Below are 12,194 nucleotides of genomic sequence, written 5' to 3'. Positions count from 1 at the left end.
TCAAGACTCCTTGGCGCGCAGGTGGTCGGCGACGTCCCAGGTCCGGTAGCGGGAGCCCTTCACCAGGACGGCGTCGCCGGGGCGCAGCCGGTTCCGCAGCAGCGCGATGGCCGCGGGTTGATCGGGTACGTGGGTGGCGGTGACGCCGTCGGCACCGTCGATGATGGGTTCGGTGCCTTCGCCTATGGCGATGATCTCGTCGACCCCGGCGTCGCGGGCCTGCTCGCCGAGGCGGCGGTGGCAGTCCTCGCTCTGCTCCTCGAGGTCGGCCATGAGCCCGAGGACGGCGAGGCGCCGCCCTTCGGTGGGCAGCTGTCCGAGGGTGCGGACGGCCGAGGCCATCGAGGCGGGGTTGGCGTTGTAGGAGTCGTCGATGACGACGGTGCCGTCGGGGCGGGTGAAGACGTCCATGCGGCGCTCGGACTTGCGTCCGGCCTCGGAGAGCCACTCGGCGATCGCCTCGACGGGCGCGCCGAGGTGGCGCGCGACCGCCGCGGCGGCGAGTGCGTTGTAGACGTGGTGCAGGCCCCACAGGCGCAGCCGCACCGGTGCGGCGCCGCCGGGCGCGCGCAGGGTGAAGCGGTGGCGGCCGTCGCCGGGGTCGAGGTCGGCGGCGGTGACGTCGGCGGGGTTGTCGACGCCGAAGGTGAGGGTCCGCGCGCGCGTGGCGCCGGCCATGCGGGCGACGCGGGGGTCGTCGGCGTTGAGGACCGCCGTGTCGTCCTCGCCAAGGAAGCGCGGGAGCTCCGACTTGGCGCGGGCGGTGGTCTCGATGTCGCCGAAGCCGTCGAGGTGGGAGATGCCGACGTTGAGGACGGCGCCCACGGTCGGCGGGGCGGTCTCGCAGAGTTCGGTGATGTGGCCGATTCCGCGGGCGGCGAGTTCGAGGACCAGGTACTCGGTGTCGGGCCGGACCCGGCAGACCGTGTAGGGGTGGCCGAGTTCGTTGTTGAAGTTGCCCTCGGTGGCGACCGTGGGGCCCATGCGGGCGCACAGCTGGCCGATGAGGTCCTTGGTGGAGGTCTTGCCGTTGGAGCCGGTGACGCCGATGATCCTGGCCCGGGAGGCGGCGGCGACGTGCCGGGCGAGCCGGGTGAGCGCGGCGACCGCGTCGTCGACGTAGATCGCGGGCGCCTCGACGGGCCGGGTGGCGATCACGGCGAGCGCGCCCTGGGCGCAGGCCTTGGCGGCGAAATCGTGGCCGTCGGCCTTCTCGCCGGGGATGGCCAGGAAGAGCCCGCCGGGCCCGGCCTTGCGCGAGTCGAACTCGACGTCGCCGGTGACGACCGCCTCGGGGTCGGCGTTCTCGCTGAGCTTGCCGTCGACGGCGGAGGCGATCTGGGCCAGGCTCATGGGGATCACGCGGCGGACTCCTCTGTGGTGCGGTAAAGCGGGTTCGGGACTATCACGCTTCAACGTCGTGGACCGGTTTCATCCGGCCGGTGTCGCGGAGCGCACGCGCCAGGAGGACGCGGTCGTCGCTGGAGACGGGGCCGTCGGCGGTCTCGGTGACGGTCTCGTGGCCTTTGCCGAGGAGGGCGATGGCGTCACCCGGGGCGGCCAGGGCGGCGGCTTCCCGCACGGCGCGTTCCCGTCCCGGAATATTACGGCAGGGCACGCCCTGGACGGCGGCGGCCACCTCGTCCCGGATGCGCGCGGGGTCCTCGGTGCGGGGGTTGTCGTCGGTGACGATGACCAGGTCGGCGGCGCGCGCGGCCGCGGCGCCCATGAGGGGGCGCTTGGAGCGGTCGCGGTCGCCGCCGGCGCCGAGGATCGCGATGACCTTGCCGGGGGTGGACTCGCGGAGGGCGTCGAGGACGGCGGTGATCGCCTCGGGCTTGTGGGCGTAGTCGACGACGCCGCGCACGGGGCCGTCGCCGGAGACGAGCTCCATGCGGCCGGGCACGCCGGTGCAGGAGGCGACGCCCGCGAGGGCGGCGTCGGTGCCGACGCCGACGGTCTCCAGGAGCGCGACGGCGAGCACGGCGTTGGCGACGTTGTGGCGGCCGGGCATGTTGACGCGGCCGTCGCCGCTCCCCTTGGGCCCGGAGAGGCGGAAGGTCTGGGTGAACCCGTCGCCCGCGATGTCGTGGACGTGGTAGTCGGCGGTGGGGTCCCGGAGGGAGAAGGTCCGGTTGATGCCGTCGGCGAGCGTGGCCACGCGCGGGTCGTCGGCGTTCAGGATCTCGTACTCGGCGCGGCCGTCGAAGAGCCTGGCCTTGGCGTTGAAGTAGTCGTCCAGGTCGGTGTGGAAGTCGAGGTGGTCGGTGCCGAACATGGTGAACCCGGCGGCCTTGAAGCGGCAGCCGGCGACGCGCCCGAGGGCGAGGGCGTGGCTGGAGACCTCCATGACCACCTCGGTGACGCCGCGCTCGGCGGCGAGGGCGAGCAGGGCCTGGAGCTCGGGGGCCTCGGGCGTGGTCCGCTCGGTCTCGATGCGCTCCCCGGCGATGCGGGTCTCGACCGTCCCGATGATGCCGGTGGTCCGCCCGGCGTGCGCGAGGCCGGCCTCGACGAGGTAGGCGGTGGAGGTCTTGCCGTTGGTGCCGGTGATGCCGATGAGGTTGAGGTGGTCGGAGGGGTGCCCCCAGACGCGGGCGGCGATCTCGCCGGTGAGGGCGCGGGGGTCCTCGGCGACCAGGACCGGCAGGTCGCGGGCGCCGGGGTCGGAGCGGAGCAGTTCGGCGCCGCGGTCGTCGGTGAGCACGGCCGCCGCGCCGCGCTCGGCGGCCTGCGCGGCGAACTCGGCGCCGTGGCGGCGGGCCCCGGGGAGGGCCGCGAAGAGGTCGCCGGGTTCGACGGCGCCGGCGGCGAGGCTCACCCCGGTGAGGGCGAACGTCCACTCCCCGGCCGCTGGGACGAGGTCGGCGAGGCCGTCGACCCGGTAGGGGACGGTCGTCTCAGGACGCGGAAAGCTCGGCACGGCCTGACCCTACACCGGTACGGACGGTTGACAGGCCGTACACCGGCGGAGCGCACCGAAAGCGTTTACGCCTCCGCGTCGCCCTCGTGGCGGTGGCCGATCGGGGCGCGGTCGTGCTCGTCGAGGTTGTCCGACCAGGTGCCCAGGAGCTTGTCGAGCTCGGCGGCCTGGTCGCAGTTGATGGCGTCGAGGAACAGCTCGCGGACCAGGGACAGGATGCACGGCGCGGCCTGCTCGAGGCGCTCGAGGCCGGGTCCGGTGAGCTTGACCCAGACGCCGCGGTTGTCGCGGTCGCACTTGTGGCGCTCGACCAGGCCCAGGTCGGAGAGCTTGTTGACCTGGTAGGTGACGGCGCTCTTGGCGGTGACGATGCGGTCGGCGAGGTCGCTCATGCGCATGGCGCGGTCCTCGCTGTCGGCCAGGCGCACCAGGATCTCGTACTGGGTGTGCGTGATGCCGTGCTGCTCCTGGAGGCGCCGGTCGATCTGGAGCTCCAGGCGGTGGGTGACGTGGAGGAAGCGGGTCCAGACGGCGTTCACGTCGGGGGCGAGCCAGCGGCTCTCGAAGTCGCCCGCGGCCATGGTCCTCCTCCTCTCCTGCTCGCGGCGCCAGCCGGTGCGGCTGGTTCGAATTCGAACTATCCTATCAGCCGGTGCGCGTCCGCGCGGGCCTCGAGTAGGCCGCGCCACACCGCTCCGGTGACCTGTCACACGACGATCACCTGCGGTTATACCGAATGGCCCGGCGTCGGTTGAAGAATCCTTCCGTTCTACGCTGTACGGCGACCTCCCGTCCACCCGGATCCGAGCCACCGAAGGACCGCAAGCCTTGAACGCCGGCATCGCAGCACTCCGCTCCCCGCGGCTCTCCACCAGCGGCGCGAAACGCGTCCTGTCCCTGCCCGTCGTGGCGCTCGCGGCCGTGGTCCTCCTGGTCGCCCCCGCCTCGCAGTCCTCCGCGCAGGAGGAGGGCGCCTCCGACGCCCTCGGCCAGGCGATCGAGGACTACCTGGACGCGCAGGACGAGCTGGCCGCGCTCGAGCAGCAGCAGGAGGACCTCGAGCAGGAGCTCGAGGACTCCCAGGCCGAGGTCGCCGAGCTCCAGACCGAGCTGGAGGAGTACGCCTACACCGCGTCCATGACCTCCGATTACCAGTCGACGGCGGCCCTGCTGGCCTCCGGCGACCCGCAGGACGCCATCAGCGCGCTGACGATGCTCCAGTTCCTCGGCGAGTCCCGGGCCGTCCGCCTGAACGACCTCATCACCCGCCTCGAGGAGATCGAGGCGACCCGCGAGACCCTCGACGACAACATCGCCGAGCAGGAGGACGTCACCGCGGAGATGGAGGACGCCCGCGACGAGGCCGCCCGCGAGCTCGCGGCCTCCGGCGGCGACGCCGCCGACGGCCCGACCGTCTCCGACGCCCCCGCGGCCGAACCGTACGAGGGCGGCGAGGGCGGCTGCACCGAGGACGACCCGACCCCCGCCGACGGATGCCTCACCCCGCGCACCCTCCACGCCCTGGAGCAGGCCCAGATCGCCGGGTTCACCCGGTACGTCTCCTGCTACCGCCCCTCCGGCTCCGGCGAGCACCCCAAGGGCCGGGCCTGCGACTTCTCCTCCGAGCCCGGCGGCTTCGGCGGCGACGCCGGCGGCGGGGACTACGACTACGGGCAGAACCTCGCCGCCTGGTTCACCGAGAACGCCGACGCGCTGGGCGTGCAGTACGTGATCTGGTACCGCCAGATCTGGTTCCCCGGGAACGGCTGGAAGTCCTACTCCGGCGCCTACGGCGACCCGTCCTCCGACCACACCAACCACGTGCACCTGAGCATCCGCTACTGAGCGGGCGCCGACCTGCGGTCCCGCTGCGGGGCCGCGGAACTCACAGGAGCGAAGAGGACGGCCCCTCGCGACCGCTGTGTACCGTGGGTCCATGACCGTCGCACGATCCTCCCTCACCCGCCGCGGCGCCTTCGCCGCCGCCGGCTCCGCCGCCGTGGTCGGCCTCGCGGCCGCGTGCACGAAGGACTCCGGGACCATCTCCGAAGGGGGCGGCGAGTCCGAAGCCCCCCAGAGCGCCGCGAAGGTGACGATCACCCCCGCGGACGGCGCGGCCGACGCGACCGCGGCCGCCGAGATCGCCTGGACCGTCGAAGGCGGCGAGTTCACCGAGTTCGCGCTCACCGACGCCGCGGGCGCGGCGGTCGAGGGCGCGATGCACCCCGACGGGACCACCTGGGTCCCGGCGGCCCCCCTGGAGTGGGAGACCGCCTACACCGCGACCGTCACGGCCACCGACGCCGACGGCCTCGTGGCCGAGGCGACCTCGACGTTCACCACGATCGCCTCCCCGGGGGACCGGGTGGGGATCGAGAACTACCTGCCGGGGGACGGCTCGACGGTGGGCCAGGGCGCGATCCTCGCGTTCCGCTTCACCGACCACGAGATCCCCGAGGACCTGCGCGCGACCGTCGAGCGGCGCCTGTTCGTCGCCTCCGAGCCGCAGCAGGAGGGCTCCTGGCACTGGATCACCGGGCGGGCCCTGGAGTACCGGCCCAAGGAGTACTGGCAGCCGAACACGGAGGTCACGGTCCGGCTCGGGCTCGGCGGCCTCGACATCGGCGAGGGCCGCTACGGCGAGTTCGACCAGGAGACGGCCTTCACCATCGACGCGGAGGCGCGGCTGCTGGAGGCCGACAACGAGACCAAGCAGATGCGGGCCTACCGCGACGGCGCGATCGTCCAGACCATCCCGATCTCGCTGGGCTCCGACGAGCCGATCGACGGGAACGACGCCCGCTCGTTCTCCGGCACGATGACGATCATGAGCCGCGAGGAGGAGTCGACGTTCGTCTCCGACCTCTACGACTACGAGACCGACGTCAAGTGGGCGATGCGCCTGACGTTCTCGGGACAGTTCATCCACGGCGCGCCGTGGGCGGCCGACCGGCTGGGGAACTCGAACGGCTCCCACGGCTGCATCAACGTCTCCGACGAGATGGGCGAGTGGGTCTACAACTTCGTGCGCTGGGGCGACCCGGTGGTCGTCATGAACACCGGCCTCGAGGTGCCGCAGGGCGACGGCTTCACCGCCTGGAGCCTCGACTGGGAGACCTTCAAGTCCGGCTCCTACCTGGACTAGCGGACGCGAAGGGCCCGGCGGTTCCCCGCCGGGCCCTTCGCGTCGCAGTTCTCAGACCCGCTCTTCGTCGCGGACCTTCGGGTCGGCGGCCTGCGGGTGCTCCTCGAGGATGCGCCGGTGCGCCCAGCGCTCGACGAAGAACGAGGCGACGGGCACGGTCCCGCCGAGCATGAGGCCCACCGTCTGCGGCCAGAACCGCCACCCGGCCTGCTGGGCCAGGTGGAAGGCGAGGACCAGGTAGACCATGTAGCACAGGCCGTGGATCGGGCTGATGACCGAGACCATGGTGTCGTTCCCGCCGAAGTACTTGAGCGGCATCGCGACGAACATGAGCAGGATCAGGAACGTGCCGACGATCCAGGCGACGATCCGGAAGCGTTTCAGGGCGGCGTTCATGCGTGGCTCCCCTGCCGGTCCAGCGGCGGTTCGGTCTCGGCCTCGCGGGCCTGGAGAATGGCGGTTTCGAACGGCGAGGTCACCGGCGGGGGCGCGGGCCTCCCGCGGCGGGGCGCCTCGCCCTCGGGGCGGTCCTTCGCCAGTTCGAGGCGCATCTGCCGGATCCACAGCACCACCGTGAAGATCGCGAACAGCGGCCACTCGAAGGCGTAGCCCCAGCTGATGGCGTTGCCGCCCTGGGCGCGCGAGAGCTGCCACCAACCGAGCAGCCCGAAGGCGACCGTCAGCGCCACCGCGAAGCAGTGGAGGACGATCCAGGGGGGTGTCAGCAACCGTCGCACGGGGTCCAGACTAGGGTGACCGACCCGATGTTGCCGCCCGGGGGCCGTCCGTGGTGACATAAGTCGGTGACCCAGGAACTGCCGCCGCCCGGCGCCGTCAAGCCGTACCCCGAACCCGACGCCGCCGCCGTCCGCGAACTGCTGCTCGACTGGTGCGGTGCCGAACCCGAGGACGCCGAGGACGCCGCCGCGGCCCTCGCCGCGCTCGACGGCCCCGCGCGCGAGGCGGCCGACCGCCTGTACCAGTCGATCGCCGCCGACATGGGCGGTCGCAAGTGGCTGCCGTGGCCGAAGCCGCCCGGGGCCTTCCCGCTGCTGGGCCTGTACCCGCTGCTCGCGGCGGTCCCGGACATGCTGGCGTTCCACGAGGGCAGGGGCGTCGACGAGGACCTGTCGCGGCGGGTCCTGGCCGACGTGGGCGAGAAGCTGCGGCTCAACCGGCGCCTGCACGGCAGGGCCGGGCTCGACGTCGCGAACTGGTTCACCGGCCATGTGCGCGGCGCGCTGTACCAGCTCGGCAGGCTCCAGTTCTGCGTGGAGGGGCCGGGCCCGGAGCCGACGGTGGGCGTGCACATCCGCGGCGAGGGCGGGCCCCTGACGCTCGACGCCGTGCGCGACTCGGTCGAGTGGGCCCTGGAGTTCTTCCCGACGGTCTTCCCCGAGCGCTACGCGGGCCCCGAGGACCTGGTGTTCACGTGCGAGTCGTGGCTGCTCGACCCGCAGCTGCGGGACTGGCTGCCGGAGCGGTCGAACATCCCCGGGTTCGGGGCGCTGTTCGACCTCCAGGGGCCGGGGGGCCCGGCGGGCAACCGGGCCGACCTGTGGCGCTTCGTCTTCGCCCGCGCCGAGGACGCGAAGGTCGCGGACCTGCCCGAGGACAACTCGCTCCAGCGGGCGGTCCTGGCCGGGATCAGGGCCGAGGTGCCCTGGCGCAACCGGCTCGGGCGGCTGAACCTGGCGAGGCTCGGCTTCTGAGACGCGCGCGGCGGCCGCCCCGGTCTCCGGGGCGGCCGCCGTCGTTCACTCCCCCGCGCGGGCGCGGCGCCAGGCCTCGCTGGCGACGTAGTGGTTGTCGTAGCGCTCGCCGGAGGCGGGGATCTCGGCCGGGTCGGCCTCGCCGGCGGTCACGCGTTCGAGGAGCCGGTAGTAGTCGAAGCGGTCGGCGGCCGGGGTGAAGACCGCGAGGACGTCGGCGTCGGCGCCGGGGGCGGCGCCGAAGGCGTGCGGGAGCCCGGCGGGCAGCGAGACGAGGTCGCCGGCCTCCAGGACGACGACCTCGTCGCCGGTGAGGACCTGGAGCCGCCCGGCGATGACGAACAGCGATTCGGCGGCGCCGGTGTGGAAGTGGGGCGGGGCGCCGTCGCCGCCGTCGGGGAAGGTCGAGCGGGTGACCGAGAGGGCCCCGCCGGTGGCGGAGGCGTCGGCCAGCAGGGTCATGACCGAGTGCTGCGCGTGGGCGAGGGTCTCGGCGGTGGCGGCGCGGGTGACGACGGCGCTCGGGGCGGTGCTCATGGCGGTTCCTCCTGTTCGGTTCCGGCCCTCGCCGGAACTCATATCTAGATATTACATATCCAAATAAGGATTCGCAATGCCCGGCTCAAGTGTCGAACCCCATGCCGGACAGGGGAATAACGCCTGCGGTCCGGAACCGAACCCGGACGGCTACCATCGAGGTTGTGAAGATCAGCGAAGGCGTCGAATGGGCCGCGCACTGCTGCCTGCTCCTGGACTGGATGGGCGAGGACGGGCCGGTCTCGACCGCCCGGCTCGCGGCCGGGTACGGGCTGCCGCCCGCCTACCTCAACAAGCAGCTCCAACCGCTCGTCAAGGCCGGCATCCTGACCTCGACGGCGGGCAAGAAGGGCGGCTTCCGCCTGGCCCGGCCGCTCGGGGAGATCACGCTCATGGACGTGCTCGCCGCGATCGAGGGCCCCGCGGAGGCGTTCCAGTGCGCCGAGATCCGCCAGAACGGCGTGTGGGCCGACCTGCCCGCCTCGGCCTTCCGCGCCCCGTGCGCGATCGACGCGGCCATGCGCGGGGCCGAGCTCGAGTGGCGGCGGGCCCTCGCGGCGCAGACCCTCGCGGCGATCCAGTCGAACGCCGAGCTCCAGGCGCCGGGACTGCGAACACAAGTCCAGGAGTGGTACGCCCGCCCAAGGCAATAGGCTGTCGGCATGCGCATCGTCATCGCCGGTTCGAGCGGGTACCTCGGCACCGCCCTCATGGACGCCCTGGATGGCCACGACATCGTCCGGCTGGTCCGCCACCGGCCCGACGAGGAGAACGAGATCCAATGGGACCCTTACAAAGAGGGATTGGACCCGCAGATCCTCGACGGGGTGGACGCCGTGGTGAACCTCGGCGGCGCCTCGATCGCCGGGCGGCGCTGGAACGCGGCGTACAAGCGGCAGCTCCTGAGCAGCCGCGTCGTCCCCACGGGGGTGATCGCCACGGCCGTGGCCGAGGCGAAGGTGCCGGTGCTGGTGAACGCGTCGGCGGCGGGCTGGTACGGCGACCGCGCCGAGGTGGAGGTCGACGAGTCGACGCCGGCCGCGGCGGACTTCCTGGGGCGGCTCTGCCTCAAGTGGGAGCAGGCGACCGCTCCGGCCGAGGAGGCGGGCGCACGGGTCGTCAAGCTGCGCACCGGGCACGTCCTGGGCCCCGGCAGCGTCCTGCTGGACAAGCTGGTCCCGGCCTGGAAGTGCTTCCTGGGCGGGCGGTTCGGCAGCGGGCGGCAGTACGTGCCGTGGATCTCGCTGCGGGACTGGACGGGCGCCGCGGTCGCCGCGATCGAGGGCGACGCGTCGGGCCCGGTGAACATGGTCGGCCCGAACCCGGTGACGAACCGCGAGTTCGCGAAGGCGCTGGGCGCGGCCGTGCACCGTCCGGCGCCGTGGCCCATCCCGGGCTGGGCGGTGAAGATCGTCGCGGGCGAGGCGGCCGTGGAGCTGCTGCGGGGCGCGAAGATCCGCAACGGCGCGCTCCGGGCGTCGGGCTATGAGTACCGGGACGAGACGGTCTTCGAGGCGATCCGGACGGCGATCCCCCCGCGCTGACCGAGCGTCGAACGCCCGCGAGACCGGCCCCGCGCCCGCGGGGCCGGTCTCGCGTCCTTTTGCGGGGAGATCGGATCCGCTATTGTTGAACATGTTCAACTTTCCTTCGCGACTCCGGAGGTGCGGCGATGCCCGTTCCCTCGACCACTCCGTCCCGGCCAGGAGCGATCACCGCCGCGCAGACGCTGGTCATCCTCCAGCCCGTGCTCCTGTTCTGCTGCGGCGTCGCTCCGCTGGTCGCGTGGTGGCCCGCGTTCCTGGTCGGGGCCCTCGCCACCGTGCCCGTGTTCGCCGGCGCGGAGATGCTGTTCTGGGGGATCATGCTGCTAGTGCTGGTCGGCGGCATCGCTTACGCGGCGGTCACCGTGCGCCGGCTCGGCAACGGCGATCGGCGCGGCCGGTGGTGGGTCTCGGCCGGACTCGTAGTCGTCGCCGCCCTCACCGCCGCCGCGGTCTTCCCCATGGGCGGAGACTCGATGGCCTGGTACACGCTCGCCACAGCGGCGCCTTCGGTCGCGGCACAGGCGATCGCCTGGATCTGCGTCCACTCGGGGCCGGCCGAGCGCTGGTTCCGCGAGTGCGAGCCGTACCTGAAGGCACCGGCCGAACCCGCGGGCCCGGAGGACTGACCGGTGCCCGCATCCGCTCGCCTTCGAGCAGCGGCGCGGACGACGCGCCGTCCGCACGGCGGCGGTCCGCGGTCCGCTCCTCGAGCGGCGCTCCCCTACACTGGGTGGCCCCGCCCTGGAGGACCGCCCATGCTGACACCGCCTTCCACTCCCCTGCCCCCCGAACTGCTGCACCGCAAACCGGGCACGGTCACCACGGCCCAGGTGATGCTCTGGCTCCAGTTCTCGTTCCTCATCTGCTGCGGCGCGGGCGGGGGCCTGACGGCGCTGTTCTGGTCCTCGGCGCTCGACTTCAGCGACTTCGAGTTCGGCCGGGACTTCTCGCAGGGCGTCGGGGACCTCGCCGCGGTCGTCACCGCCGTCATCGGGGCCACGGTCGCCGTCGTCATCCTCTTCGGCGTCCTCGCGGTCAAGATCGGCGCGGGGCGCCGCTGGGCGCAGGTGACCACCATCGTGGTCATGCTGCTGGCCTTCGTGGTCGGCTTCTTCGGCCTCTACACCGGGTTCCAGGCGAGCGGGCAGGCCGGAGCGCCGGTGGACGGCTCCCGGCTCATCGGGACCCTCGCGGGCCTGGCGATGCCGCTGGTGACGCTCCTGTGCCTGTTCACCGGCTCGGCGAACCAGTGGTTCCGGCAGCAGGGGCGCGACCCCCTCAGGCCGCCGCCTCCGCCGTCGTACACGCCGTACCGCTGAGCGCCTCCCCGAGCGCGGCGATGTTGTCGCCCACCGCCTCCGGGTCGCCGAGCCCCTCGACGAGCAAGAGCTGCCTGGCCACGCCCGTGGCCTCGGCGGAGGCGGCGAGCCGCTCGGCGACGTGCCCGGCGGCGCCCACGGCGTGGCGCTCGATCATCCAGTCCACATAGGCCGCGTGGTCGCGCTGCGCGCGCCCCGGTTTGAGGCTCACGTACTGGCCGACGCCGCGGGTGAGGAGCTCGGTGAGGGAGGCGCGCAGCCGGCCGACCGCCGCGGGGCCGTCGGCGACCTGCGCCAGGTGCGTCGAGACGTGCTCGGCCGCACCGGGATCGAAGCCGCCCGCCTCGGCCTCCCGCCGCCAGGCGTCCAGGAGCGCGATGTGGTCCTCGTCGGGGGCGTGCATGCCCAGCAGCAGCGGCAGCCCGAGCCGGCCCGCGAGGCGGGCCGTGTCGGGGCTGGTGGCGGCCACCCAGATCGGGGCGCCGGAGCCCGGCGGCATGACGCGCACGGGCAGGACGTCGAAGAACTCGCCGGTGTGGCCGACCTCGGTCTCGCCGGAGAGCCAGCGGGACAGCAGCCGCAGGCCCTCCTCGAAGCCGCGCTCGTAGCGGTCGAGGCCGGAGCCGAAGACGTCGAGGTCGATCCAGGGGCCGCCGCGGCCGACGCCGAGGCGGAACCGGCCCGGCGCGAGGGCGTCCAGGGTGGCCGCCTCCTCGCCGAGGGCGACGGGGTGGCGGCTGGAGAGCACCGCGACGGCGGTGCCGATCTGGATGCGGGTCGTGGCGGCCAGCAGGTGGGCGGCCATGAGCGTCGCGGAGGGGTTGGCGCCGTAGTCGATGAAATGGTGCTCGGCCACCCAGGCGCCGTCGAGGCCGGCGGCCTCGGCGCGCCGCGCGTAGGAGACGACGCGGCGGAGCGCCTCCGCCGGTGCGGCACCGGGGAACACTCCGCCGAGCAGGAACACGTCGTGTGCACTCATGCACATACTCTAGTGGTTCACTTGGATTTGGG

The 12,194-nt window shown here is 73.0% G+C and carries 14 protein-coding genes; 7 read left to right on the top strand and 7 right to left on the bottom strand.

Annotated elements, in window-relative coordinates; genetic code table 11:
- The 3 genes from LO763_RS12935 to LO763_RS12925 form a co-directional block, all read right to left on the bottom strand.
- Positions 1-1,362 carry a UDP-N-acetylmuramoyl-tripeptide--D-alanyl-D-alanine ligase gene (locus LO763_RS12935; protein WP_369431981.1) on the bottom strand — a complete coding sequence of 454 codons (1,362 nt, stop codon included), beginning with the start codon at positions 1,360-1,362 and terminating at the stop codon, positions 1-3.
- A gap of 43 nt (positions 1,363-1,405) precedes the next feature.
- Complete coding sequence (locus LO763_RS12930; RefSeq protein ID WP_230602698.1) at positions 1,406-2,923, bottom strand: UDP-N-acetylmuramoyl-L-alanyl-D-glutamate--2,6-diaminopimelate ligase; 1,518 nt, start codon at positions 2,921-2,923, stop codon at positions 1,406-1,408.
- A 65-nt stretch (positions 2,924-2,988) separates the two neighbouring features.
- Positions 2,989-3,504: a MarR family winged helix-turn-helix transcriptional regulator gene (locus tag LO763_RS12925; protein ID WP_230602696.1), complete on the bottom strand. Its 516-nt coding sequence runs from the start codon at positions 3,502-3,504 to the stop codon at positions 2,989-2,991.
- A 247-nt stretch (positions 3,505-3,751) separates the two neighbouring features.
- Here LO763_RS12925 and LO763_RS12920 point away from each other — a divergent pair, with 247 nt between their 5' ends.
- Both LO763_RS12920 and LO763_RS12915 read left to right on the top strand, forming a co-directional pair.
- Positions 3,752-4,768, top strand: a complete 1,017-nt coding sequence (locus LO763_RS12920; protein WP_230602694.1) for a VldE C-terminal domain-containing protein — start codon at positions 3,752-3,754, stop codon at positions 4,766-4,768.
- Between the two features lie 91 nt (positions 4,769-4,859).
- Positions 4,860-6,068: a L,D-transpeptidase gene (locus LO763_RS12915; protein ID WP_230602692.1), complete on the top strand. Its 1,209-nt coding sequence runs from the start codon at positions 4,860-4,862 to the stop codon at positions 6,066-6,068.
- 51 nt (positions 6,069-6,119) lie between these two features.
- Here LO763_RS12915 and LO763_RS12910 read toward each other — a convergent pair whose 3' ends face one another.
- Both LO763_RS12910 and LO763_RS12905 read right to left on the bottom strand, forming a co-directional pair.
- Complete coding sequence (locus tag LO763_RS12910) at positions 6,120-6,464, bottom strand: DUF3817 domain-containing protein (RefSeq protein WP_230602690.1); 345 nt, start codon at positions 6,462-6,464, stop codon at positions 6,120-6,122.
- Positions 6,461-6,805 carry a hypothetical protein gene (locus tag LO763_RS12905; protein ID WP_230602688.1) on the bottom strand — a complete coding sequence of 115 codons (345 nt, stop codon included), beginning with the start codon at positions 6,803-6,805 and terminating at the stop codon, positions 6,461-6,463. The genes LO763_RS12910 and LO763_RS12905 overlap by 4 nt, the downstream gene beginning before the upstream one ends.
- 66 nt (positions 6,806-6,871) lie before the next feature.
- On the opposite strand from LO763_RS12905, the gene LO763_RS12900 reads away from it, so the two are divergent.
- Complete coding sequence (locus LO763_RS12900; protein ID WP_230602686.1) at positions 6,872-7,780, top strand: acyltransferase domain-containing protein; 909 nt, start codon at positions 6,872-6,874, stop codon at positions 7,778-7,780.
- A gap of 45 nt (positions 7,781-7,825) precedes the next feature.
- Here LO763_RS12900 and LO763_RS12895 read toward each other — a convergent pair whose 3' ends face one another.
- Positions 7,826-8,317 carry a cupin domain-containing protein gene (locus LO763_RS12895; RefSeq protein ID WP_230602684.1) on the bottom strand — a complete coding sequence of 164 codons (492 nt, stop codon included), beginning with the start codon at positions 8,315-8,317 and terminating at the stop codon, positions 7,826-7,828.
- Between the two features lie 164 nt (positions 8,318-8,481).
- Between LO763_RS12895 and LO763_RS12890 the strand changes: the two genes are divergently transcribed.
- The 4 genes from LO763_RS12890 (at position 8,482) to LO763_RS12875 (ending at position 11,183) form a co-directional block, all read left to right on the top strand.
- Positions 8,482-8,970, top strand: a complete 489-nt coding sequence (locus LO763_RS12890) for an RrF2 family transcriptional regulator (protein WP_230602682.1) — start codon at positions 8,482-8,484, stop codon at positions 8,968-8,970.
- 9 nt (positions 8,971-8,979) lie between these two features.
- Entirely contained in the window at positions 8,980-9,861 is an 882-nt protein-coding gene (locus tag LO763_RS12885; protein WP_230602680.1) for a TIGR01777 family oxidoreductase, read from the top strand.
- Positions 9,862-9,989: 128 nt separating this feature from the next.
- Complete coding sequence (locus LO763_RS12880; protein ID WP_230602678.1) at positions 9,990-10,490, top strand: hypothetical protein; 501 nt, start codon at positions 9,990-9,992, stop codon at positions 10,488-10,490.
- Positions 10,491-10,619: 129 nt separating this feature from the next.
- The gene (locus LO763_RS12875) at positions 10,620-11,183 is read left to right on the top strand and encodes a hypothetical protein (protein ID WP_230602676.1); all 564 of its coding nucleotides are present in this window, start codon (positions 10,620-10,622) and stop codon (positions 11,181-11,183) included.
- On the opposite strand, the gene LO763_RS12870 is transcribed toward LO763_RS12875, so the two are convergent.
- Positions 11,143-12,162: an LLM class flavin-dependent oxidoreductase gene (locus tag LO763_RS12870; protein ID WP_230602674.1), complete on the bottom strand. Its 1,020-nt coding sequence runs from the start codon at positions 12,160-12,162 to the stop codon at positions 11,143-11,145. The genes LO763_RS12875 and LO763_RS12870 overlap by 41 nt on opposite strands.
- Positions 12,163-12,194 lie beyond the last annotated feature (32 nt).

The organism is Glycomyces amatae (assembly GCF_020991375.1).
GTDB classification, from domain to species: domain Bacteria; phylum Actinomycetota; class Actinomycetes; order Mycobacteriales; family Micromonosporaceae; genus Glycomyces; species Glycomyces amatae.
Note: the sequence above shows the minus strand (reverse complement) of the source record. Positions and strands in the feature narration are given on the sequence as shown.